Consider the following 23,410-nt stretch of genomic DNA (forward strand, 5'->3'; position numbering starts at 1 on the left):
TATTTATTCCTGACCTTTTTCTTTTACAAAATGACAAAAATCATAAACTTTTTGACAAATATACTTGTCAAAAAGAAAAAGATGTGTTACAATGTAAGCAAGTTAAGAAATAAAGAAATAGGAGGGCGCCACATGTGGGTATGGATTTTTTTCCCTTTTCTCGTCTTGATTTATAGTAGTCAATCTAAAAAAATCAAGAGGTTAGAGAAGAGGTTAAAGGTAATCGAAAGAAAAGAGAAAGGAAATATAGATATGTCAAGATTATTGCAAGAATTAATTGGGAAAAATCCAACAATCGTTGGACAAGTGTTTGGAACATCTTTATGGGAAGTTGTGGATGTTGATGAGGAATGGGTCAAACTACGTCATGTTGATAAAAATGGGAAAGAAAAATTCAAGTTGCAACGTATTGAGGATATCCAAGCCGTTGAATTTGACGGAGAGTAGGTGTGTAACATGCAACTAAAAAACCGTCTAAAAGAGCTTCGGGCTCGTGATGGTCTCAATCAAACCGAACTAGCTAAGCTAGCAGGGGTTTCCAGGCAGACCATCAGTCTATTAGAACGGGACGAATACACCCCGTCCATTATCATTGCCCTGAAAATATCTCAAATTTTCAACGAAACAGTCGAATCGGTATTTCGTTTGGAGGAGGACGAGTGATGAATAAGTTTAAAGTGATTTATTACATGAGTGTTCTTGCCCTCATTGTGAATGCTTTTGCTATGATTGGAACATTACTAGGTTGGTTCTATTTTGTTGAAAGTAAGTATTTGTTTTGGCTTAATTTATCCCTCGTGTCCATTTTCAATCGGTTGAAGAAAAAGGAGAAAAATGATGAACAAGTATAAAGTGATCTATTATGTAGTTGCCATAGCTATATTAGTCAGCGTGTGTCTACTAATTGGAGCAAATCTAGGATGGTTTGATCTCTATTACAGTGACCAATTTATTTGGGCCTACTTTGCCCTCATCCCAGTCGTTGACTGGATTGAAAAGAAATCCAAAAATCTAGCAAGTGAAAAAGGAGAATGAATATGAAAAAGAAACATGGCTTGTTATTTTTAATTCCTTTTGTCTTGGGAGTTTTCTTGTACATGTTTGTAGATATGTTTAAGGCTGGTGCCGAATTTCACGGAATTGTTTTAGATGTAAAAATCTTGATACCATGGATATCAGCTATTTGTTTACTGTTAGGTTTCATTAGCATTTTTTTGACTTTCAATTTCCTAAAGAAAAGCAGAAAATTTCACTCCTTGTATCAAGAGGAAATGGATGATGATCTGAATGAAACCTATTATGTGCAGATGTATCGGAATCTCGAGTTTGGAACTATTGCTTTTAATAGTGCAAGCGTAGCGATTTTATTGGCTCTCTTCATTTCAGGAAGTGAAGTAATTGTACTCGATATAAGCCATATAACCTTATCCCTTTCCTTTTTGGGATTAGTGTTAGTTTTAAATGCTCAAAAATATCTTTTTAAGACCATTGCGATTGTTCGTCAGTTTGATTTGGCATTTTTCTCTACACCAAAGGATGTCATGGACTTTATCAATTCTTACGATGAAGGGGAGCGCCAGGCTAATTTGGAACAGAGTTTTCGGATTTTATTCCAACTAAATCAGTATGTCTTGCCAGGTCTCTACTTTTTGATTGCTCTCTTTTCCTTACTGACAGGAGAGATTCAGTTACTAGCCTTCTTGCTTGTAGGAGCCATCCATATTTATATTAATGTGATGCAGTTACCTATGGTAAAACGCTATTTCAAATAGGAGTTATCTATGAAACTACTTAAAAACCTTGGCTGGTTTCTTCTAGCTGTTCTATCCTTTTTCTTTGGCTATGGCTTTATTCAAGGGCTCGCGACTACTTCGCTTGCCTTAGGAGCTTCCCCCTATGCTGTGACCTTGCTCTATGTGGCCTTGGCTGGAGTTTATGTGTACGGCATTTACAAATGGTATCAGAAAGGTCCTGTTCGTATTGAGAAGAGTGGCTTCAACCGATTTATTTGGCTTCCTGCCTTGGTTTGGTTCTTATCTCTGGTTGTCCAGTTTTTCTTGCCAAATGATCCTTCAGTAAATCAGCAAATAGCGATAGACTTGACCTTGTCTCAACCACTTTTCTCATTCTTTGCGGTCGTTATTTTTGCTCCTTTGACGGAAGAACTTATCTTTAGAGGGATGTTGGCACGCTACCTCTTTCCTAAGCAGGACAATAGCAAACAAACTCTGATTTTCCTTCTGGTATCTAGTCTTCTGTTTGCCTTGATTCATTTCCCAGGTGATGTGCAACAATTTTTTGTCTATTTTAGCCTTGGTTTTAGTTTAGGCTTGGCTTATATTAGCAGAAAAGGTCTGGTCTACAGTATTTCTCTCCACGCTTTGAATAATTTAGTCAGCTTTTTGATGATTCTCATGCTATAATAGAGTCAGGAGGTCACATGAAACGAGTAATTTTATTAGCAGTGATTCAAGCAGTCGTTCTATTTTTCATCATTGGAGCGCTAGCTTATGCCTTTAAGGGCGATTTCTTCTACAACTATCTAGCAGTTGTCTTTGCCCCTATTGCAGGTGTCTTGCGCTTTGGGACAGCTTATACAACGGAAATTGTCTTGCCTCGAAAGGCAGCTGAAATCGCTGAAAAGCGTAAAGCAGGCAAAAATTCAAAATAAAAGAGTCCGGTGAAGTTCATCGGATTTTTGTATGGACGTTAATTTTTAGAGTCTTCACTTGATTTTTAAAGACTGGCAAACTTTTCTGCTGATTTTCATGAAGAGCCTGCGCTTTTATGGTAAAATAGTAACAGAATAAAAGAGGAGAGAAACAATGAAACGTAGTATGTATGCTGGTCGTGTTCGTGAGGAACACATCGGACAAGAAATGACCTTGAAAGGATGGGTAGGCCGTCGTCGTGACCTTGGTGGTTTGATCTTTATCGACCTTCGTGACCGTGAAGGAATTATGCAGTTGGTTATCAACCCTGAAAAAGTATCTGCAGAGGTCATGGCAACAGCTGAAAGCCTTCGTAGCGAATTTGTTATCGAGGTGACTGGACAGGTCGCTGCGCGTGAGCAAGCCAATGATAAGTTGCCAACTGGTGCAGTTGAGTTAAACGTGACAGCTCTGACAGTGCTTAATACAGCTAAGACAACACCATTTGAGATTAAGGATGGCATTGAGGCCAATGACGATACACGTTTGCGTTACCGTTACCTTGACCTTCGTCGTCCAGAAATGTTGGAAAATCTTAAACTTCGTGCTAAGGTGACCCACTCTATTCGCAACTACTTGGATGAGTTGGAGTTTATCGACGTGGAGACACCATTCCTTTCTAAGTCAACGCCAGAAGGTGCGCGTGACTATTTGGTACCATCTCGTGTCAATAAAGGGCATTTCTATGCTCTTCCTCAAAGTCCACAAATCACTAAGCAATTGTTGATGAATGCTGGTTTTGACCGTTACTATCAAATTGTTAAATGTTTCCGTGACGAGGACTTGCGTGGTGACCGCCAGCCTGAGTTTACTCAGGTCGACTTGGAAACGTCTTTCCTTACTGAGCAAGAAATCCAAGATATCACAGAAGGCTTGATTGCGCGCGTCATGAAAGAAACCAAGGGCATCGAAGTAACGCTACCATTCCCTCGTATGAAGTACGACGATGCTATGGCTCTTTACGGTTCTGATAAGCCAGATACTCGTTTTGACATGTTGCTTCAGGACTTGACAGCAGTGGTCAAAGGTGTAGACTTCAAAGTCTTTTCAGAAGCACCTGCTGTAAAAGCAATTGTAGTCAAAGGCGCTGCGGACAACTATTCACGTAAAGACATCGACAAGATGACGGAAGTAGCCAAACAATATGGTGCCAAAGGTCTTGCTTGGATCAAGGTGGTTGATGGAGAATTAAACGGACCAGTTGCCAAGTTCTTGACAGGCATCCAAGCAGAATTGACAACAGCGCTTGCTCTTGAAGATAAGGACCTCGTTCTCTTTGTGGCAGATACGCTTGAGGTAGCCAATGCAACGCTTGGTGCCCTTCGTGGACGTATTGCCAAAGAGCTTGACTTGATTGATACCGATAAATTCAATTTCCTTTGGGTGGTTGACTGGCCAATGTTTGAATGGTCTGAAGAAGAAGGTCGTTACATGAGCGCCCACCATCCATTCACACTTCCACAGGAAGAGACTGCTCACGAATTAGAAGGTGATTTGGCTAAGGTTCGTGCTATTGCTTACGATATCGTCTTGAACGGTTATGAGCTTGGTGGTGGTAGCCTTCGTATCAATCAAAAAGACCTTCAAGAACGCATGTTCAAGGCTCTTGGTTTCTCAGCCGAAGAAGCAAATGACCAGTTTGGTTTCCTTCTTGAGGCCATGGACTATGGTTTCCCACCACATGGTGGCTTGGCTATCGGGCTTGACCGATTTGTCATGCTCTTAGCAGGAGAAGAAAATATCCGTGAAGTTATTGCCTTCCCTAAGAACAACAAGGCAACTGACCCAATGACACAAGCTCCTTCAACAGTAGCTCTCAAACAACTAGAGGAACTCAGCTTACAAGTAGAAGAAGATGAAACAAGCAAAACGAATTAAGCGGTGGCGCTATTATCTGCGCCGCTTTGCTCATCAGATAAAAATTTTACGTGTCTTACAAAGCATCTCTCGCGAAAAATATGATGAGAAGATTTCGGCCTCTCTAGTCTATGGTTTTTTATCAGCAGTAGCGGTCAATTTCTTTTTCCAACCAGGGCATGTGTATTCGAGTGGTGCGACAGGTCTGGCACAGATTATCTCTGCCTTGAGTAATCACTGGTTTGGTTTTCATATCCCGATTTCGCTGACCTTTTACGCCATTAATTTTCCTTTGATGGTCTTGGCTTGGTATCAGATTGGCCATAAGTTCACCGTCTTTACCTTTATCACGGTTTCCATGAGTTCCTTCTTTATCCAGTTTGTCCCTGTGGCGACCTTGACGGAGGATCCCATTATCAATGCCCTTTTTGGGGGTGTTGTCATGGGCTTGGGGATTGGCTTTGCTCTTCGCAACAATATCTCCAGTGGTGGGACGGATATCGTCAGCCTGACCATTCGCAAGAAAACGGGTAAGAATGTTGGTAGTATTTCTTTCTTGGTAAATGGGACTATTATGCTGATAGCAGGTTTGACCTTTGGTTGGAAATACGCTCTCTACTCTATGATTACTATCTTTGTCTCTAGCCGTGTGACAGACGCTGTCTTTACCAAGCAAAAACGCATGCAGGCCATGATTGTGACCAATCATCCAGACAAGGTAATTGAAAAAATCCATAAAAAATTGAACCGCGGAGCAACCATGATCCACGATGCAGAAGGAACCTATAATCACGAAAGAAAGGCAGTTTTAATTACTGTCATTACACGTGCAGAGTTTAATGAATTTAAACAGATTATGAAACAGGTGGATCCAACCGCCTTTGTCTCTGTATCGGAGAATGTTCATATTCTGGGACGATTCGTTGAAACAGAAAATTAGTAACCAAAAAAACCAGCTCGAGCTGGTTTTTATTTTTCGATAATTTTGTGGGCGATTAATTGACGGTAACAAATTTGTTTATTGCTTTTAGCATCGTTAATGATCTGGAGGATAGTTTCAAGGGAAACACGACCAAGTTCTAAGCTATTGATATCAACATAGGCCGCCAAGTTGAGTTTAGGATTGACTGAGTCGAAACTGAGAACAGGGACATTCAGTTGGTGCTTAGCGATATAGTCACAGACCCCCTCAGCTAGGAGGCTATCGGTTGTGATGATCGCATCAATCTGTGGGTCATGCTGAAAGAGGAGTTGGCTAAACTGATATCCTTTTTCCTCTAGAAATTCATTTGCAAAGTAGGTCAGATTGCCATCAAGAGGCAGTTTGTATTGCTTGAGTGCGGATTCGTAACCAGTTAGACGGTCTTGTGTAACGAAGAGTTTCTTAGAACCTCCGATAAAGGCAATTCGTTTGCATCCTTTTTTGATGAAATATTCGGTTGCATCAAAACCAGCTTGGACATTGTCATTATCGACAAGAGGGATAAAGGGTGAAATAGATTTTCCTAGGATGAGGAAGGGGAACTGCTCATCAGCAACTAGTTTGACCAAGGGATCTTCCTCTTCGGCATAAAGGAAAATCAAACCATCCACACGTTTACCGTAAACCATCTGTGAAATCGCTTTAAGTCTCTCTTTTTCATCTTTACCTGTTGCAATCTGAATAGCATAGTGGTTTTCAGAAGCGACTTGGGCGATACCACGGAGGACAGATGGGAAGAAAGGATTTTGATAGAAGGCGTCTGAGTCGTCAGGAAGGACCAAGCCGATAACTTGGGTATAACTGCTTACCAAACTACGAGCGTTGAGGTTGGGGTGGTAATTGAGCTCCTTCATAGCCTTGCGAACACGTTTTTTCGTTTCGTCGCTAATGGTTGATTTATTTTGAATAACACGGGTTACGGTTGAAGGCGAAACACCAGCAGCCTTGGCCACGTCTTTAATCGTAACGGGCATAAAAATCTCCTATTTATGGTAATCTGGATCACGGAAATGCGTTTTATAAAAGATAGTGACCAGATACAGAACAAAAAGAATGTTTTGTACAGTAATGAGGGTTGTCATATTTTGGCCAAATAATCCCAAAATAAGTATAATCAGAGTTGGTAATCCTAAACAGTTCAAGATAAAATGGTAGCACTCTTTAAAGGTCCTAAATGAAAAGAGGCGTGATTTCTTAGTGATATAAAGGAGAAGACTCGCTCCCAGAGAGACGATAAAGAAATTCAAACCAAAGAGGAAGCTGGCACCGAGAACTAGAAAGAGACTGATATAGACACGATTCTGCTGGTACCAGTCTTTAGAAATGGCTTGGGTCAAACTGTCTTTATTTTTGAAACTCTCGGTATCAATCGCTCTGTAAGAGATACGGGTCAGCTCTTTACTTTCCTTACTGATAATTAGCTCATTCGTATCGAAATGCAGTTGCAAGTCCTTAGGTAATTCCTTGCTTTGACTTGGACCAATCACAATAGAAGGCGCTTGACTAGCTGTTCCTGTATAAGTTAATTTGCCATCAACAATTGCAGCATGTTCAGAGAGATCCTGGACAACCTCATCTGTCAATGGTTCATAGACATTATCGATAAAGGTTTCTAGCGGATAAGTATCTTGTGAGCTGTTTTGGATGGCAATGGGTACCATAGACAAGCTGATAAGGAAGATACTGGTAAAGAGCAGTTGAAACCAGTTGAGCCCGAAACGTTTGGACAGGGGCTTACGAAATCCCCAAATACTTGAAAAATATGAAAATGGATATGGAAGCATTTGTATCTTTCTAAAAGGTGTTTTCTATATGAGTATTATTATATAGAGAAATGTGCTTTATTTCAAGTCTAGGAGACAAATTGCTTGCTATAAGGATATTATTTACAGTAGCAATCGCTAATACTCAATGAAAATCAAAGAGCAAACTAGGAAGCTAGCCGCAGGTTGCTCAAAGCATAGCTTTGAGGTTGCAGATAAAGCTGACGTGGTTTGAAGAGATTTTCGAAGAGTATAAAATGAAAAAGGGTGGCGGGGATAAATTATCCCTTGTCGCCACCACTTGTAAGTCCTGAAACAAAGTTCTTTTGTAGGAAGAAGAAGAGAATACAGATTGGAAGGGCGATGAGGATAGCGCCTGCTGAGAAGTAAGCAATCTTCAAGTTCTTCGCATTGTTGACGAAGGTTTGGAGACCAACGGCAACAGTAAAGTATTCTTTCTCACGAAGCAAGAAACTAGAGAGGATGTAGTCCCCGAAAGGTCCCATGAAGGCCCAGAGAGCTTGTACGGCAACCATTGGGCGAACCAGTGGAAGAACAATTTGCCAGAAGCGGCGGAAGTGTCCTGCACCGTCTAGTTTTGCAGATTCGTCTAGAGACATTGGCACTGTATCGAAGTAACCTTTCATGAGCCAAGCATTCATCGGAATACCTCCACCAACATAAAGGAAGATGAGGAACCAGCTGTGGTTAAGGGCGTTCAACATAAGTGCCATAACGAAGAAGGCTGTCAAAGCGGCCATGGTTGGCACCATTTGGATAATCAAGAAGAAGACCAAACTTTGTTTACGAGCCAAGAAGTTGTAACGGCTGTAGGCATAACCAGCAAGTACGATGATACTTGTTTGAACCGCCATGGTAACCAAGGCGATAATCAAGGTATTGAGATACCAAGTACCGTATAGAGTTTCAGTAAAGAGTCCTTTAAAGTTATCAAAATTGAAGTCGATGTTAGTATCGAGTTTAAAGGCTGCGACGTTACCTGCTTTAAAGGCTGACATGATGGTAATCAACAGTGGATAGATAATCACGATTGATAGACCAATCAAGTAGAGGTAAGTAAGGGTTTGAGTCAGTCTACGTTTGAGTTTAATTGAGTTATTCATCTTAGACGTCCTCCATATCAAATGCGTGTAGTTTCTTGAATGCGATCATAGAGATTGAGATGACAATGATAGAGATAATCAAGGTAACAGCTGCCGCCATTGAGTATTGAGGAGATGTACCTGTTGTCAAACGGTAGATCCATGAGATCAAGATATCGGTTGAACCAGCTCCACCACCGACACTACCAGGTCCTCCACCATTGAAGAGGTACATGATAGAGAAGTTGTTAAAGTTGAAGGTGTATTGGCTAATCAAAGTAGGTGCCGCAACAGCCAAGATCATTGGGAAAGTGATGTTGCGGAATTTTTGCCAAGCATTGGCACCGTCAATATAAGCTGCTTCGTAAAGGTCGTTAGGAATAGATTGTAAGATACCCAAGGTCAAAACGTAGATGTATGGGAATCCAAGCCAACCTTGCATCATAATCAAGGCAATCTTAGTCCAAGTTGGGTCTGTTTTCCAAGGAATAAGAGCCCCATCGAGGAAAGGAAGGAATTTAGCCAAGATTGGCAATACTTGAGTGTTGATAGCTCCGACACTATCGTTAAACATGTTTGAGAATGTCAAGATAGTGATGAAGGCTGGAACAGCCCAAGGAAGAAGGAAAATAACACCGAAGATACGTTTTCCTTTGATAAATGGTTGGTTAGCAATGATAGCTGTGAAGATACCGATGACGATCTGTAAAGTTGAGGCAGCCAAAGCCCAGATGATAGTCCAAGAAAGAACGGCACCAAAGGCAGAACGGAAGGTACTCAAACTCCAGATGTTCGTAAAGTTGGTCAAACCAACCCAGTCCAACAATTTGTTTGGTGGCAAGTGCTGGAAGTCATAGTTGGTAAAGGCGATCATCAAGGTTACGATAACTGGGAAGATAATCGCAAAAGTCATGGCAACATAAGATGGAATGATTAAGAGGTAAGGGAAGCCATTTTCATAGATCCCTTTGACCATTTCTTTAAAGGTAAGTGCTACTGGTATGCCATTGTTAATGTGTTTGGCAGTTGTATGTGCATCTTTGATATTTGCGAAATAAAAGAGTACATAAACAACTACAAAGATTAAATGGAAGGCACCACGAATCAGCATAAAGAGGGAATTATCACGACCTGGTTTGTCACCAAGAGTGATGAGATTGCTCAATTCAGGGGCTGCAAGTGCTAGGAAGTAAAGGACGAATACGATGGTTACACCAAGGAAGATAAAACCTTTGGCTTTTTGTTTATTGTAAATCTGTCCTAACCCAGGAATGATAGACAGCAGAGCTGCTTTACTAGGTTGTTGCTTTTCCATAATAACTCCTTTCATAGGATACTGGTTTCTAATTAAAACCTAAACTATATATGTTTTTGATTGATAAATTCAAAGGGGGATTTGATTTCCACCCCCCTTGAACAAATTTTTTATTCACCAAATTTTTGTTTGATTGTTTCTTTGATCAATGTTACAGCGTCGTTAGCAGCTGTTTTCGCATCTTTTTTACCACTTACAGCATCAAAGAGCATAGTTTTCGCTGGATCCCAAACTGCAGACATTTGAGAGATGTTTGGCATTGGTTGAGCGTTCTTGAACTGTTTGATAACAGCTGTTGTCAACTCATCATTTTTACCTTCAGCATATGTACGAGCTTCAGTGTTAGCTGGGATTTCGTTAGTTGTATCGTAGAAGGCTTTTTGTTCTTCAGTTGAAACTAGGAAGTCTACAAATTTTTGAGCACCTTCAAGGTTCTTAGTGCTTGATGGGATGATCCAAGCTTTACCACCACCGAATGCAGCATATTCTTTTCCATTTGGAAGAGTTGGGATAGTTGCAACACCGTAGTTTACTTTAGCATCTTTAAAGGCTTGAGCTTTCCAAGGTCCGTCGATGATAGCAGCTGTTTTACCTTCTTGGAATTGAGTTTGGATTAAGTTGCCAGCACCTTCAGTATCTTGCATACCTTTAGGCCATTTTTCATACCAAGATTTAGCGTAGTTGATACCTGCGATAGAACCGTCGTTTGCAAGACCGATATCTTTAGCGTCTTTACCGTTTTGTCCGAATACGTAAGCACCGTTACCAGCAAGAAGTCCGTATGCATAGTAGAAGTTTGTCCAGTCAGCTAGGAAAGCAGAAGTTTTTCCATCTTCACCAGCGAAGGCATATTTGCTATCTTTAGCAAGGTTTTCTAAGTCAGCAAAAGTTTTTGGAGCTTCTTTTACCAAGTCTTTGTTGTAGTACATAACAAGTGACTCGATAACAGCAGGAGCACCGTAAACTTTACCATCAGCAGCCGTTACAAGAGATTTAGTTTTATCATCTGTTTTAGCACCGTCGCTCAATTTAACTTCTGAAAGTTGTCCGTCAGTACCAAGGCTACCTACACGGTCGTATGGAGCCATCATAACGTCAGCAGCTTGACCTGATTGGTTATCTAGAGAAAGTTTGTCAAGCCCACCCATTTGGTCTCCTGTTTTGATGGTAACTTTTACGCCAGCTTCTTTTTCGTAAGCTTTTGCAGCTGATTCAGCAAAGGCTTTATATTGGTCTTCAACGTAAAGAGTGAGTTCTTTCGCTTCAGATGAACCAGAATCAGCAGGTTTATCAGCAGTTTTGCTTCCACAAGCTACCAAAAGCAAGCTAGCAAGTGTAGCAGTTCCAAGCACAGCAGCGCTCTTCATGAATTTAGATGACATAGTGTATTCCTCCTAAAGAATAACAAATTTTATAATGAGGAAACGCAAACGTTTTCCTTTATGGCACTAGTATAGCACAATCGGAAAGCGGTTGCAAGTGTTTTTCGTAAAAATTTTTAAAAAAATTGCAAAAAAAGTAAACGCTTCCTCGTCATATAATAGTAGAAAAGTCAAAAATCGTTTTTATTTTAAATTTTTAAAAAAAGTTGAGAAAACGATTGCCTAAATTACAAATGGAAATCAAAAGGATTTACTAGTTTCTTTCCAGTTAATAAGATAAGTGAAACCCTTATTCCTATTTTATTTACCTCTAGAAGAATATATATACGAGTAAGAAGAAAAACTTTTTAAAAAATAATCAAAAAAGTTTTTTAAAACCGCTTGCATTTATCAAAAAAATGAGATATACTGATAGTAACGCAAACGTTTGCGTTCGTAAAAATGTAATATCTAACTATAAACACATGAGGTGCTTATTATGAAAAAACGTCAAAGTGGTGTGTTGATGCACATTTCTTCTCTTCCAGGAGCATACGGAATCGGATCATTTGGTAAAAGTGCTTACGACTTCGTTGATTTCTTGGTTCGCACAAAACAACGTTACTGGCAAATCCTTCCACTAGGAACAACTAGTTACGGAGACTCTCCTTACCAATCTTTCTCAGCCTTTGCAGGAAACACTCATTTTATCGATTTAGATATCTTGGTGGAACAGGGCTTGTTGCAAGCAAGTGACCTTGAAGGGGTTGACTTTGGTAGCGATGCGTCTGAAGTTGATTATGCGAAAATCTACTATGCACGTCGTCCTCTTTTAGAAAAAGCGGTAAAACGTTTCTTGGAAGTAGGAGATGTTAAAGATTTTGAGAAATTTGCTCAAGACAACCAATCATGGCTTGAACTCTTTGCAGAGTATATGGCTATTAAAGAGCATTTTGACAATCTTGCTTGGACTGAATGGCCAGATGCAGATGCTCGTGCTCGTAAAGCTTCAGCACTTGAAAGCTACCGTGAACAATTGGCAGATAAGTTGGTTTACCACCGTGTGACTCAATACTTCTTCTTCCAACAATGGTTGAAATTGAAAGCTTACGCTAACGACAACCACATCGAAATCGTTGGAGACATGCCAATCTACGTAGCGGAAGATTCAAGCGATATGTGGGCAAATCCACATCTCTTCAAGACAGATGTCAATGGTAAGGCTACTTGCATCGCAGGATGCCCACCAGATGAATTTTCTGCAACTGGTCAGCTTTGGGGTAACCCAATCTATGACTGGGAAGCAATGGACAAAGATGGCTACAAATGGTGGATTGAGCGCTTGCGTGAAAGCTTCAGAATCTACGACATCGTTCGTATCGACCACTTCCGTGGTTTCGAATCTTACTGGGAAATCCCTGCTGGTTCTGATACAGCAGCACCTGGTGAGTGGGTGAAAGGTCCTGGCTACAAGCTTTTTGCAGCCGTTAAGGAAGAGCTTGGTGAGCTAAACATCATCGCAGAAGATCTTGGTTTCATGACAGACGAAGTTATCGAATTGCGTGAACGTACTGGCTTCCCAGGAATGAAGATTCTTCAATTTGCTTTCAATCCAGAAGACGAAAGTATCGATAGCCCACACTTGGCACCTGCTAATTCAGTTATGTACACAGGAACACACGACAACAATACGGTCCTTGGTTGGTACCGTAACGAAATCGATGATGCGACTCGTGAATACATGGCTCGCTACACGAACCGTAAAGAATACGAAACAGTGCCACATGCTATGCTTCGTACAGTCTTTTCATCAGTTAGCTTCATGGTAATTGCAACTATGCAAGATTTGCTAGAATTGGATGAGATAGCTCGTATGAACTTCCCATCTACCCTTGGTGGAAACTGGTCTTGGCGTATGACTGAAGATCAATTGACACCAGCTGTCGAGGAAGGCTTGCTTGACTTGACAACAATCTATCGCCGAATCAATGAAAATTTGATAGAATTAAAGAAATAATACAATATCAGGAGACACCTTAAACATGTTATCACTACAAGAATTTGTACAAAATCGTTACAATAAAACCATTGCAGAATGTAGCAATGAAGAGCTTTACCTTGCTCTTCTTAACTACAGCAAGCTTGCAAGTAGCAAAAAACCAGTTAACACTGGTAAGAAAAAGGTTTACTACATCTCAGCTGAGTTCTTGATTGGTAAACTTTTGTCAAACAACTTGATCAACCTTGGTCTTTACGACGATGTCAAAAAAGAACTTGCAGCTGCAGGTAAAGATTTGATCGAAGTTGAAGAAGTTGAATTGGAACCATCTCTTGGGAATGGTGGTTTGGGACGTTTGGCTGCCTGCTTTATCGACTCAATTGCTACTCTTGGTTTGAACGGTGACGGTGTTGGTCTTAACTACCACTTTGGTCTATTCCAACAAGTTCTTAAAAACAACCAACAAGAAACAATTCCAAATGCATGGTTGACAGAGCAAAACTGGTTGGTTCGCTCAAGTCGCAGCTACCAAGTACCATTTGCTCACTTCACATTGACATCAACTCTTTACGATATCGATGTACCTGGTTACAAGACAGAAACGAAGAACCGCTTGCGTTTGTTTGACTTGGATTCAGTTGATTCTTCAATCATTAAAGACGGTATCAACTTTGACAAGACAGATATCGCTCGCAACTTGACTCTTTTCCTTTACCCAGATGATAGTGACCGTCAAGGTGAATTGCTCCGTATCTTCCAACAATACTTCATGGTTTCAAACGGTGCGCAATTGATTATCGAAGAAGCAATCGAAAAAGGAAGCAACTTGCATGACCTTGCTGACTACGCAGTTGTCCAAATCAACGATACTCACCCATCAATGGTTATCCCTGAATTGATCCGTCTTTTGACTGCTCGTGGTATCGAACTTGACGAAGCAATCTCAATCGTTCGTAGCATGACTGCCTACACTAACCACACAATCCTTGCTGAAGCCCTTGAAAAATGGCCTCTTGAATTCTTGCAAGAAGTGGTTCCTCACTTGGTACCAATCATAGAAGAATTGGACCGTCGCGTGAAAGCAGAAGTGAAAGATCCAGCTGTCCAAATCATCGATGAGAGCGGACGTGTTCACATGGCACACATGGATATCCACTACGGATACAGTGTTAACGGGGTAGCAGCACTTCACACTGAAATCTTGAAGAACTCTGAATTGAAAGCCTTCTACGACCTTTACCCAGAAAAATTCAACAACAAAACAAACGGTATCACTTTCCGTCGTTGGCTTATGCATGCTAACCCAAGCTTGTCTCACTACTTGGATGAGATTCTTGGAGAAGGTTGGCACCATGAAGCGGATGAGCTTGAAAAACTTTTGTCTTACGAAGACAAAGCAGCTGTCAAAGAAAAATTGGAAAGCATCAAGGCTCACAACAAACGTAAATTGGCTCGTCACTTGAAAGAACACCAAGGTGTGGAAATCAATCCAAACTCTATCTTTGATATCCAAATCAAACGTCTTCACGAGTACAAACGCCAACAAATGAACGCTTTGTACGTAATCCACAAATACCTTGACATCAAAGCTGGGAACATCCCTGCTCGCCCAATCACAATCTTCTTTGGTGGTAAAGCAGCTCCAGCCTACACAATCGCTCAAGACATCATCCACTTGATCCTTTGCATGTCAGAAGTTATTGCTAACGATCCAGCAGTAGCTCCACACTTGCAAGTAGTTATGGTTGAAAACTACAACGTTACTGCAGCAAGCTTCCTTATCCCAGCATGTGATATCTCAGAACAAATCTCACTTGCTTCTAAAGAAGCTTCAGGTACTGGTAACATGAAATTCATGTTGAACGGAGCTTTGACTCTTGGTACTATGGACGGTGCTAACGTGGAAATCGCTGAGTTGGTTGGCGAAGAAAACATCTACATCTTCGGTGAAGATTCAGAAACTGTTATCGATCTTTACGCAAAAGCAGCTTACAAATCAAGCGAATTCTACGCTCGTAAAGCTATCAAGCCATTGGTTGACTTCATCGTTAGCGATGCAGTTCTTGCAGCTGGAAACAAAGAGCGCTTGGAACGTCTTTACAATGAATTGATCAACAAAGACTGGTTCATGACTCTTCTTGACTTGGAAGACTACATCAAAGTCAAAGAGCAAATGCTTGCTGACTACGAAGACCGTGACGCATGGTTGGATAAAGTCATCGTTAATATTTCTAAAGCAGGATTCTTCTCATCTGACCGTACAATCGCTCAGTACAACGAAGATATCTGGCACTTGAACTAAGATACAAGTTTATACTAATACATTTTCCTATAAAGCGAATTTCGATTGAAATTCGCTTTTTTTGAATACTATGGATTTGGAACAATCTTGTCTAAAAATAGATAAATTCTAGATACAGTGAAGGTTTAGAAATGCTGGTTTTTACTGTCTTTCATCCTTTTGTTTCTTCGCAGTTGATTACCTCATATTTCTTGCATCCGTTTACATCAAGTATTATAATATAATTGTAGGAAAGAAGGTGTTTTTATGATATATACAAAATTGGTGTTGTTTATTGCCTTTCTTGTAATAAGCTTGTTACCTGATAAGATTTTTGGAAAAAATAAAAAAATTTGGAAAATAGTTCTTGCAATATTGATGGCGGCGACAGCATTATCATTTATGTACTAAGTTATTTTAAGAATGTAGGGTTTATTTTGGATTTTATTTATCATTTTGACCTGCCTCTATATAGGTAACCACGATTTGTTTCCTCTCAATCATCAAGAAATCTCTTTTCGTGGTAGTTTATGGGGTTTGGTACTGGCCTTATATCACTTACTGTTTATTGATAAGTTTGTTATCTCGAATCGAAAATAAAGATTAGAACTCAGAATTGGTAAATTTCCTAAATTTTTCGGATAGATAGTTTAAAAATTGAAATTTAAAACCGCAGATCTTCTTGAAATGCGGTTTTTTGTGTCAATTATAGTACTTTCCCAACCAGAATCTCAGCCTCAATAGTAATCTCAGTCAGTTGGCTCCAGTCAATCTTAGTCTGGTCAACGTGAAAGAGTAGGGGCGTCATGCTGAGTAGTGCTTGGAGCTGATCTGCTGTGATAGTTTTGGTCAGAGAGGCAGTTTGACTAGATAGGATGGTAAAGTGTTCTTGGAAATGATTTTTGATATCTTGGTTGGAATAATCCTTGTTTGTCAGCTGGTCTTGTACCTTCTGACGGATTTCCTTGAGGTGATTTTTAGTTGGAATAACCTTTATCAAGATGCCGTCTTTGGATAAAACGCGACGAAATTCTCCATAGTTGGCAGGTGAAAAGATATCAAGTAAGATATCCATGCTAGCGTCTTTTATAGGAAGACGAGCTAAGTCACCAACGAACCAATTGACTGCCCAGTTGGGTTCGCTCTTGGCAGCGATTTGGACTGAATCTTTGGAGATGTCAAAGGCATAGAAGGTTTTGTCAGGATGCCTTTTTTGAAGCTTGCGAGAATAGAATCCTTCGCCACAACCGATATCTAAAATTGTTTTGGCATTTTTTGAGTTTGAAAGTAAATCAGAGACGACCTCTAGAATAGCTTGATAAAATCCAGCTTCTAGGATTTGTCGGCGGTTTTGAAAATTTTCCTTGTCGTAGTTGGCAGATTGCTTGATTTGAGGGGCTAGATTGACATAGCCGAATTTAGCCAAGTCAAAAGAATGGCGATTGTAGCACTTGAAACTAGTCTCTACCAGAGTCAGATTTTCTTGACAGATAGGACAGGCAAAGGCCGTCGCAGAAGCAAAACGCTGAAGTTTGGGTTTGAGATTTGTATTCATAGTTTAAGTGTATCAAAAGAGGCAAATGAAAGCAACTTTAGGAATAAGTAGATGGGAGATTCAGTAGAAATAAAACTAATTCTCCAATTTATAGAATGAAATTGCTTTTATATCGAAATTGCTATATAATAATGATAAGGAGGAAATAAATATGTTAAAAGAAGTATTAAGCGTTGCAAAAGTTGCGAAAAAATCTTCACTATTTTTAGGTGGTGTCGCATTTGGTACCCTTGGTTTGAAAATCTTAGCAAGTAAGGAAGCTAAAAAAGGTTATTCTAAAGCTTTGGCTAAGGCTTATAAGTTAAAAGACGAGCTAGATGCATCTGTTTCTGTTGTGAAGCAACATGGAGACGATGTCTTGCAAGATGCCAAATATTTGTACGAGCAAGAGAAAAAAGAAGAGCAATTAGATAGCCTTATAGGAGAATAATATGTCTTTTAAAGTGCTATATAGAGGATATCAACATATCCGACTATCATCTTCTTTTTCACTTACCTTGGATATTCAAGACTATCTTCGTTCCTTGGCGAGGGATGAGAAGGGAATTGAGTCTATCCAGTTTTACATGGATCAACAGCACTTTACTCTACGTATAAAAGAAGGCTTCTCTGTATTAGACAATGCAGAAGCCTTTTTAAAAAAAATCGATAAAGGGAAAGTTTCGGAGTTGATGACTCTTCCTGTTCGTAGAGAAGAAAGTGCCTATTCTATCGTTTCAGGTGCAGCGATTAAGCGTGTGCTTTTTCGTAGTCTTGTGCCGTCTCCTATTCGCTATATATGGACCTGTTATCAGGCTTTTGGATATGTTAAAGAAGCCTATCAAACACTAGCGCGTAAGGAACTAACGATGGAAGTCTTGGACTGTTCGGCTATTTTATTGTCTTTGTTTATGAACCAATCCAAGACTGCCAGCAACATCATGTTTATGCTCGATTTGGGGAATCATTTAGATCAGTGGTCCTTGAAAAAAACTGCAACAGATTTAGAACAAAGCCTTCTTGCAAAAGAGAGCGATGTATTCTTGGTACAGGGCGATACGGTCGTTAGTATCAAGAGTTCCGATGTTCAAATAGGAGATGTCTTGGTCCTATCTCAAGGAAATGAAATTCTGTTTGATGGACAAGTAGTTTCAGGTTTAGGTATGGTCAACGAAAGTTCCTTGACGGGAGAGAGTTTTCCTGTTGAAAAAAGAGAGTTTGATTCGGTTTGTGCAAACACAGTCTTGGAGACTGGGGAGCTACGCATTCGTGTAACCGATAATCAGATGAATAGCCGTATTTTACAGCTGATTGAGTTGATGAAGAAATCTGAAGAAAACAAGAAAACGAAACAACGCTATTTCATCAAAATGGCGGATAAGGTCGTCAAATATAATTTCTTGGGGGCTGGTCTGACTTACTTATTAACAGGTTCTTTTTCTAAGGCTATTTCATTCCTATTGGTCGATTTCTCCTGCGCTTTGAAAATCTCTACTCCTGTAGCTTATTTGACAGCTATCAAGGAGGGGTTGAACCGTGAAATGGTGATTAAGGATGGAGATGTTCTAGAGAAATATCTGGAAGTTGATACTTTCTTGTTTGATAAGACAGGAACAATCACAACTAGCTATCCTATAGTTGAAAAGGTGTTACCTTTTGGGGATTATAGCGAGGAAGATATTCTCAGAATCAGTGCCTGTCTTGAGGAACACATTTATCATCCTATTGCTAATGCCATTGTCAAGCAAGCTGAGATAGAGGGGATTGAACATGAGGAAATGCATGGGAAACTCCAATATATCGCAAGTAAGGGAATTAAGTCACATATTGATGGCCAACCAGTTCTTATTGGGAATTATGTCTTGATGCAAGACGAGCAGATTCATATTAGTTCGGAACAAAATGATCTAATTGAAGAGTATAAGAGCCACTACAATCTCTTATTCTTGGCTTATCAGAATGAATTGATTGGAATGTTCTGCATCCATACTCCTTTGAGAAAAGAAGCAAAAGCAGCCTTGGAGAAACTTAAGGCACAAGGGAAAAAATTGATTCTGGCAACAGGGGACACCTTGGTTAGAACAGAGGAATTAGTCAAAGACTTGCCCTTTGATCAGGTCTATACAGACTTGAAACCTGATGGGAAATTTGAGTTAGTAGAGGAACTGCAGAAAGCAGGTCACACTATTTTGATGGTTGGAGATGGATTGAATGACTCAGCGGCTCTAACCCTATCAGATATAGGTGTGGTGATGAATGAGAGTGCAGATATTTCTAAGCAGATGAGCGATATCTTATTGTTAGATAATCGCTTGGATTTCTTCCAAGAGTTGGATTCGCTATCATCATCTTTGCAAATACTCATCAATAAGAATATTCAAGATACCGTTGTCGTAAATAGTAGTTTGATTGGTTTTGGCTTATTTAATTGGCTCAGTCCTTCAAATCTCTCTATCTTGCATAATCTAACAACCTTACGTATTGTACTGCGTAGCCTGTCTATTAAGGGATAGGTGGGGACTATTAACAGCAAAAAGGAGTTACCTTTCTCGAGGTTAACTCCTTTTTTATAGGTAAATGTTGAACAGTTTAATAAGTCAAAACAAAGTATTTTTTCTTTCCACGACGGATAACAGTCAGTTCGTTCTCTAACTTATCTGCGTCACTCAAGACATAGTCAAGGTCTTGGATGCGGTCGCCGTTGACGTAGATAGCTCCGTTTTGGACGTCTTCACGGGCTTGGCGTTTTGAGTTAACCACACCAGATGACACGAGAAGTTCTACGATATTGTGGTTTTCATCTGCTTGAACTTGGTAGTTTGGCACGCCACGAAGTCCTTGTTTGAGCTCTTTAACAGAAAGGTTTTTGATGTTTCCTGCAAAGAGTTGCTCAGTGATGTTGAGGGCTTCTTTGTAAGCTTCTTCGCCGTGAACAAGTGTTACGACTTCACGAGCGAGAATTTTTTGAGCCAAGCGTTCATGTGGAGCCGCTTCAAATTGTTTACGGATGTCTTCAATCTCATCAAGTGACAAGAAAGTAAAGATCTTCAAGAAGCGAACAGCGTCAGCATCCATAACGTTCATCCAGAATTGGTACATTTCGTATGGAGAAGTCTTTTCAGGATTGAGCCAGACGGCATTTCCTTCTGATTTACCAAATTTCTTACCAGTTGCATCTGTGATAAGCGGAACTGTGATAACGTGGCCTGTCTTGTCAGCCTTACGACGAAGCAATTCAGTACCAGCTGTCATATTTCCCCACTGGTCAGAACCACCGATTTGAAGCGTTACGTTGTGGTCTTGGTTAAGGACGAAGAAATCGTACCCTTGCATGATTTGGTAAGCAAACTCAGTGTAGGAAATCCCTGTTTCGATCCGTTTTTTAACAGATTCCTTACTCATCATGTAGTTGACAGTAAAGTATTTTCCGATATCACGGAGGAAATCAATGAAGCTGATGCTGCCAAACCAGTCGTAGTTGTTGACCATGACAGCCTTGTTTTCACCATTTTCAAAGTCAAGAAAACGAGAAAGTTGTCCTTGGATAGACTTGACCCAGCCATCTACTGTGTCTTTTGTTTGGAGACTACGCTCAGCATCTTTGAAGGACGGATCTCCGATGAGACCTGTAGCACCGCCAACGAGCGCATAAGGTTTGTGACCTGCTAGTTGCAAGCGACGACTTGTCAAGATTGCGACAAGGTGGCCTAGGTGAAGGCTGTCAGCAGTTGGATCGTAGCCAGTATAATAAGAAACTTGACCTTCTTCTAGGGCTTTACGCAAAGCTTCTTCATCAGTCGTTTGAAAAATCAAACCACGCTCTTTTAGCTCATCAAAAATGTGCATGTGTCTTTTCTCCTTTTTAAAATTATTGTTTCTAACTATTGTATCACAAACTTGGGCAATAGCCTAGTAGAATAGGGAAGAAAGTGGCATTTTATTGAAAGTTTACCTTTTATGGTATAATAGATAGAGTGAGGAAATCCATGCAAAATCAATTAAATGAATTAAAACGAAAAATGCTGGAATTTTTCCAGCTAGTAAAATCAAAAATAAATCATAGAAAATCAGAGAAAGTCTCAAAAGAGAAGAAGTCGGATGGGACAGGTGGGAAAGTTCTGCCTATCCTAGGTAGCATTTTAGCCGCTATCAAGGGGATTGTGAATACGCTCTTTATTCTAGGCTTTATCGGTGGGCTTTTTGGTGCTGGTGTGGCTCTTGGTTATGGGGTTGCTTTGTTTGACAAGGCCAAGGTTCCCCAATCGGAGGACTTGGTCAAGCAAGTTAAAAATATTTCTTCCATCTCAGAAATTGTTTACGCAGATGGGAGTGTCATTGCTTCTATCGAGAGTGATCTACTGAGGACTTCTGTTTCATCTGAGGAAATATCGGACAATCTCAAAAAGGCTATCATTGCTACTGAGGACGAACATTTTCTTGAACATAAAGGGGTTGTGCCAAAAGCTGTGATTCGGGCGACTTTGGGAACTTTTGCAGGTTTGGGCTCGTCTAGTGGGGGCTCGACCTTGACCCAACAGTTAATCAAACAACAAGTGGTTGGAGATGCTCCGACTTTGGCTCGTAAGGCTACAGAAATTGTTGATGCCCTTGCCTTGGAACGCAACATGAGCAAGGATGAAATCTTGACCACCTATCTCAATGTTGCTCCTTTTGGTCGAAATCATAAAGGACAGAATATTGCAGGTGCCCAGCAAGCTGCTGAAGGGATTTTCGGTATCGATGCCAACAAGCTGAGTATTCCCCAAGCTGCCTTCCTAGCAGGTTTGCCACAGAGTCCGATTACTTATTCTCCTTATGAAAATACTGGAGAGTTAAAGAGTGATGAAGACTTAGAACTTGGTTTGAAGCGGGCCAAGGATGTTCTCTATAACATGTACCGTACGGGTTCTCTGACTCAGGAAGAATACGACCAGTACAAGGATTATAATCTCAAACAAGATTTCTTGCCATCAGGAACTGTCAATGCTGTTTCGAGGGATTATCTCTACTTTACAGCTATGGCTGAAGCGACCGACCGTATGTATGATTATTTAGTTCAACAGGACAATGTCTCTAGCCAAGAGTTGAAAAACGAGTCGATTCAAAAGGCTTATCATGAGCGAGCGGAGCAGGAACTAAGTAACGGTGGCTATAAAATCACTACAACGATCAATAAAAAAATCCATAACGCCATGCAAAATGCAGTTGCTAACTACGGTCATTTGGTAGATGATGCGACTGGTCAGCCTGAAGTAGGGAATGTTTTGATGGACAATAAAACAGGGGCTGTTCTAGGCTTTGTTGGTGGTCGTAATTACCAGACTAACCAAAACAATCACGCCTTCGACACCAAGCGTTCGCCAGCCTCTACAACCAAGCCTTTGTTGGCCTACGGTATTGCCATTGACCAAGGTTTGATGGGTAGCGCTAGTATCTTGTCCAATTATCCGACAAAATTCTCTAATGGAAATCCTATCATGTATGTAAACAGTCCAGGTACAGGCATGATGACCTTGGGAGAAGCCTTGAACTATTCATGGAATATCCCAGCCTATTGGACCTATCGAATGCTACGTGAGAAGGGTGTAGATGTCAAGGGTTACATGGAGAAAATGGGTTACGAGATTCCGGAGTACGGTATCGAAAGTCTGCCTATGGGTGGTGGGATTGAAGTCACAGTCGCCCAGCATACCAATGGTTATCAAACAATTGCTAATAACGGTATCTACCATCAGAAACATGTGATTTCTAAGATTGAATCATCTGATGGTAGAGTAATCTATGAATTCCAAGACAAACCAGTTCAAGTGTACTCGAAGGCAACAGCAACAATCATGCAGAGTTTGCTTCGTGAGGTGATTTCATCTCGGATCACTTCAAGTTTCCAAACGGATTTGGCTTCTATCAATTCAAGTTTAGCTCGTGCAGACTGGATTGGTAAGACTGGGACAACCAATGAAGATGAAAATATGTGGCTCATGCTGTCAACACCAAGATTGACTCTAGGTGGTTGGCTAGGGCATGACGACAACCGCCCAATGGCTAAGGGGGCTGGGCATTATCGAAATGCCAAATATATGGCCTACTTGGTCAATGCTATCCAACAGGCCGAGCCTGGTGTTTGGGGCAATGAACGCTTTAATCTTGATTCTAGTGTGACCCAATCTCAGGTCCTCAGATCTACAGGAGAGAAGCCAGGCAAAGTATCTGTTAATGGAAAAACAGTTGATCTTTCAGGTTCTACTGTAACGAGCTATTGGGCTAATAAGGCGGGAGCTCCTACAACAAGCTATCACTTTGCCATTGGAGGAAGTGAAGCAGATTACCAAAATGCTTGGTCAAGTATTATTGGTAGTTTCTCATCTACACCAAGTTCAAGTAGTAGCTCAAGTAGTAGTTCTAGCAGTACATCAAGTTCATCATCAACACAATCAAATAGTAGAAGATAGGAAAGTGGTATTGATTGCCACTTTTTTCTTTTTTCCTTTCGTGTTACAATAAAGG

General features: G+C 40.5%; 21 protein-coding genes. 14 read left to right on the forward strand and 7 right to left on the reverse strand.

Going from position 1 to position 23,410, the window contains the following annotated elements:
- The first annotated feature begins 30 nt into the window (after positions 1 to 30).
- The 9 genes from SK637_RS00660 to SK637_RS00700 all read left to right on the forward strand — a co-directional run bounded on the left by SK637_RS00660 (position 31) and on the right by SK637_RS00700 (position 5,508).
- Complete coding sequence (locus tag SK637_RS00660) at positions 31 to 447, forward strand: hypothetical protein (RefSeq protein WP_161970134.1); 417 nt, start codon at positions 31 to 33, stop codon at positions 445 to 447.
- Positions 448 to 456: 9 nt separating this feature from the next.
- Entirely contained in the window at positions 457 to 663 is a 207-nt protein-coding gene (locus tag SK637_RS00665) for a helix-turn-helix transcriptional regulator (RefSeq protein WP_020902358.1), read from the forward strand.
- Positions 663 to 851: a hypothetical protein gene (locus SK637_RS00670; protein ID WP_033687972.1), complete on the forward strand. Its 189-nt coding sequence runs from the start codon at positions 663 to 665 to the stop codon at positions 849 to 851. Before SK637_RS00665 ends, SK637_RS00670 begins: the two co-directional genes overlap by 1 nt.
- On the forward strand, positions 838 to 1,035 hold the full coding sequence (locus SK637_RS00675) for a hypothetical protein (RefSeq protein ID WP_033687973.1): 198 nt from the start codon (positions 838 to 840) through the stop codon (positions 1,033 to 1,035). Before SK637_RS00670 ends, SK637_RS00675 begins: the two co-directional genes overlap by 14 nt.
- A 2-nt stretch (positions 1,036 to 1,037) precedes the next feature.
- Entirely contained in the window at positions 1,038 to 1,772 is a 735-nt protein-coding gene (locus SK637_RS00680; protein WP_033687974.1) for a DUF3169 family protein, read from the forward strand.
- A 9-nt stretch (positions 1,773 to 1,781) separates the two neighbouring features.
- On the forward strand, positions 1,782 to 2,423 hold the full coding sequence (locus SK637_RS00685; protein ID WP_033687975.1) for a CPBP family intramembrane glutamic endopeptidase: 642 nt from the start codon (positions 1,782 to 1,784) through the stop codon (positions 2,421 to 2,423).
- Between the two features lie 17 nt (positions 2,424 to 2,440).
- Entirely contained in the window at positions 2,441 to 2,671 is a 231-nt protein-coding gene (locus SK637_RS00690) for a hypothetical protein (protein WP_000832184.1), read from the forward strand.
- A 154-nt stretch (positions 2,672 to 2,825) separates the two neighbouring features.
- Positions 2,826 to 4,589, forward strand: a complete 1,764-nt coding sequence (aspS, locus tag SK637_RS00695) for an aspartate--tRNA ligase (protein WP_033687977.1) — start codon at positions 2,826 to 2,828, stop codon at positions 4,587 to 4,589.
- On the forward strand, positions 4,567 to 5,508 hold the full coding sequence (locus tag SK637_RS00700; protein WP_033687978.1) for a YitT family protein: 942 nt from the start codon (positions 4,567 to 4,569) through the stop codon (positions 5,506 to 5,508). The genes aspS and SK637_RS00700 overlap by 23 nt, the downstream gene beginning before the upstream one ends.
- A gap of 29 nt (positions 5,509 to 5,537) precedes the next feature.
- Here SK637_RS00700 and SK637_RS00705 read toward each other — a convergent pair whose 3' ends face one another.
- From SK637_RS00705 to SK637_RS00725, 5 genes are all read right to left on the reverse strand, one after another.
- A complete protein-coding gene (locus tag SK637_RS00705; protein ID WP_033687979.1) occupies positions 5,538 to 6,524 on the reverse strand; it encodes a LacI family DNA-binding transcriptional regulator in 987 nt (328 codons plus the stop codon).
- 9 nt (positions 6,525 to 6,533) lie between these two features.
- Positions 6,534 to 7,334, reverse strand: a complete 801-nt coding sequence (locus tag SK637_RS00710; RefSeq protein ID WP_033687981.1) for a DUF1189 domain-containing protein — start codon at positions 7,332 to 7,334, stop codon at positions 6,534 to 6,536.
- Positions 7,335 to 7,594: 260 nt separating this feature from the next.
- Entirely contained in the window at positions 7,595 to 8,437 is an 843-nt protein-coding gene (locus SK637_RS00715) for a sugar ABC transporter permease (RefSeq protein ID WP_001065642.1), read from the reverse strand.
- 1 nt (position 8,438) lies between these two features.
- Positions 8,439 to 9,731 (reverse strand): sugar ABC transporter permease, encoded by a 1,293-nt coding sequence (locus SK637_RS00720; protein WP_000414956.1) that lies wholly within the window; start codon positions 9,729 to 9,731, stop codon positions 8,439 to 8,441.
- A gap of 110 nt (positions 9,732 to 9,841) precedes the next feature.
- Complete coding sequence (locus SK637_RS00725) at positions 9,842 to 11,113, reverse strand: extracellular solute-binding protein (protein WP_033687982.1); 1,272 nt, start codon at positions 11,111 to 11,113, stop codon at positions 9,842 to 9,844.
- A gap of 478 nt (positions 11,114 to 11,591) precedes the next feature.
- Here SK637_RS00725 and malQ point away from each other — a divergent pair, with 478 nt between their 5' ends.
- Positions 11,592 to 13,109, forward strand: coding sequence for a 4-alpha-glucanotransferase (gene malQ / locus SK637_RS00730; RefSeq protein ID WP_033687983.1), 1,518 nt, complete (start codon positions 11,592 to 11,594; stop codon positions 13,107 to 13,109).
- 25 nt (positions 13,110 to 13,134) lie between these two features.
- The gene (gene glgP, locus SK637_RS00735) at positions 13,135 to 15,393 is read left to right on the forward strand and encodes a glycogen/starch/alpha-glucan family phosphorylase (RefSeq protein ID WP_033687984.1); all 2,259 of its coding nucleotides are present in this window, start codon (positions 13,135 to 13,137) and stop codon (positions 15,391 to 15,393) included.
- A 685-nt stretch (positions 15,394 to 16,078) separates the two neighbouring features.
- Here glgP and SK637_RS00745 read toward each other — a convergent pair.
- Positions 16,079 to 16,927, reverse strand: coding sequence for a putative RNA methyltransferase (locus tag SK637_RS00745; protein ID WP_033687986.1), 849 nt, complete (start codon positions 16,925 to 16,927; stop codon positions 16,079 to 16,081).
- Positions 16,928 to 17,078: 151 nt separating this feature from the next.
- Here SK637_RS00745 and SK637_RS00750 point away from each other — a divergent pair, with 151 nt between their 5' ends.
- A complete protein-coding gene (locus tag SK637_RS00750) occupies positions 17,079 to 17,357 on the forward strand; it encodes a DUF6110 family protein (protein ID WP_000910903.1) in 279 nt (92 codons plus the stop codon).
- Position 17,358: 1 nt separating this feature from the next.
- Positions 17,359 to 19,419 (forward strand): heavy metal translocating P-type ATPase, encoded by a 2,061-nt coding sequence (locus SK637_RS00755; protein ID WP_033687987.1) that lies wholly within the window; start codon positions 17,359 to 17,361, stop codon positions 19,417 to 19,419.
- A gap of 76 nt (positions 19,420 to 19,495) precedes the next feature.
- Here SK637_RS00755 and tyrS read toward each other — a convergent pair whose 3' ends face one another.
- Positions 19,496 to 20,752 (reverse strand): tyrosine--tRNA ligase, encoded by a 1,257-nt coding sequence (gene tyrS / locus SK637_RS00760; protein WP_033687988.1) that lies wholly within the window; start codon positions 20,750 to 20,752, stop codon positions 19,496 to 19,498.
- Between the two features lie 140 nt (positions 20,753 to 20,892).
- On the opposite strand from tyrS, the gene pbp1b reads away from it, so the two are divergent.
- On the forward strand, positions 20,893 to 23,355 hold the full coding sequence (gene pbp1b / locus SK637_RS00765) for a penicillin-binding protein PBP1B (RefSeq protein WP_033687989.1): 2,463 nt from the start codon (positions 20,893 to 20,895) through the stop codon (positions 23,353 to 23,355).
- Positions 23,356 to 23,410: the final 55 nt, after the last annotated feature.

The organism is Streptococcus mitis, assembly GCF_000722765.2.
In the GTDB taxonomy this organism is placed as follows: domain Bacteria; phylum Bacillota; class Bacilli; order Lactobacillales; family Streptococcaceae; genus Streptococcus; species Streptococcus mitis_AQ.

Excerpts from the sequence above, each read along its gene's own strand:
- SK637_RS00660 (WP_161970134.1), top strand. The coding sequence starts at position 31 with ATGACAAAAATCATAAACTTTTTGACAAATATACTTGTCAAAAAGAAA.
- SK637_RS00665 (WP_020902358.1), top strand. The coding sequence starts at position 457 with ATGCAACTAAAAAACCGTCTAAAAGAGCTTCGGGCTCGTGATGGTCTC.
- SK637_RS00670 (WP_033687972.1), top strand. The coding sequence starts at position 663 with ATGAATAAGTTTAAAGTGATTTATTACATGAGTGTTCTTGCCCTCATT.
- SK637_RS00675 (WP_033687973.1), top strand. The coding sequence starts at position 838 with ATGAACAAGTATAAAGTGATCTATTATGTAGTTGCCATAGCTATATTA.
- SK637_RS00680 (WP_033687974.1), top strand. The coding sequence starts at position 1,038 with ATGAAAAAGAAACATGGCTTGTTATTTTTAATTCCTTTTGTCTTGGGA.
- SK637_RS00685 (WP_033687975.1), top strand. The coding sequence starts at position 1,782 with ATGAAACTACTTAAAAACCTTGGCTGGTTTCTTCTAGCTGTTCTATCC.
- SK637_RS00690 (WP_000832184.1), top strand. The coding sequence starts at position 2,441 with ATGAAACGAGTAATTTTATTAGCAGTGATTCAAGCAGTCGTTCTATTT.
- aspS (WP_033687977.1), top strand. The coding sequence starts at position 2,826 with ATGAAACGTAGTATGTATGCTGGTCGTGTTCGTGAGGAACACATCGGA.
- SK637_RS00700 (WP_033687978.1), top strand. The coding sequence starts at position 4,567 with ATGAAACAAGCAAAACGAATTAAGCGGTGGCGCTATTATCTGCGCCGC.
- SK637_RS00705 (WP_033687979.1), bottom strand. The coding sequence starts at position 6,524 with ATGCCCGTTACGATTAAAGACGTGGCCAAGGCTGCTGGTGTTTCGCCT.
- SK637_RS00710 (WP_033687981.1), bottom strand. The coding sequence starts at position 7,334 with ATGCTTCCATATCCATTTTCATATTTTTCAAGTATTTGGGGATTTCGT.
- SK637_RS00715 (WP_001065642.1), bottom strand. The coding sequence starts at position 8,437 with ATGAATAACTCAATTAAACTCAAACGTAGACTGACTCAAACCCTTACT.
- SK637_RS00720 (WP_000414956.1), bottom strand. The coding sequence starts at position 9,731 with ATGGAAAAGCAACAACCTAGTAAAGCAGCTCTGCTGTCTATCATTCCT.
- SK637_RS00725 (WP_033687982.1), bottom strand. The coding sequence starts at position 11,113 with ATGTCATCTAAATTCATGAAGAGCGCTGCTGTGCTTGGAACTGCTACA.
- malQ (WP_033687983.1), top strand. The coding sequence starts at position 11,592 with ATGAAAAAACGTCAAAGTGGTGTGTTGATGCACATTTCTTCTCTTCCA.
- glgP (WP_033687984.1), top strand. The coding sequence starts at position 13,135 with ATGTTATCACTACAAGAATTTGTACAAAATCGTTACAATAAAACCATT.
- SK637_RS00745 (WP_033687986.1), bottom strand. The coding sequence starts at position 16,927 with ATGAATACAAATCTCAAACCCAAACTTCAGCGTTTTGCTTCTGCGACG.
- SK637_RS00750 (WP_000910903.1), top strand. The coding sequence starts at position 17,079 with ATGTTAAAAGAAGTATTAAGCGTTGCAAAAGTTGCGAAAAAATCTTCA.
- SK637_RS00755 (WP_033687987.1), top strand. The coding sequence starts at position 17,359 with ATGTCTTTTAAAGTGCTATATAGAGGATATCAACATATCCGACTATCA.
- tyrS (WP_033687988.1), bottom strand. The coding sequence starts at position 20,752 with ATGCACATTTTTGATGAGCTAAAAGAGCGTGGTTTGATTTTTCAAACG.
- pbp1b (WP_033687989.1), top strand. The coding sequence starts at position 20,893 with ATGCAAAATCAATTAAATGAATTAAAACGAAAAATGCTGGAATTTTTC.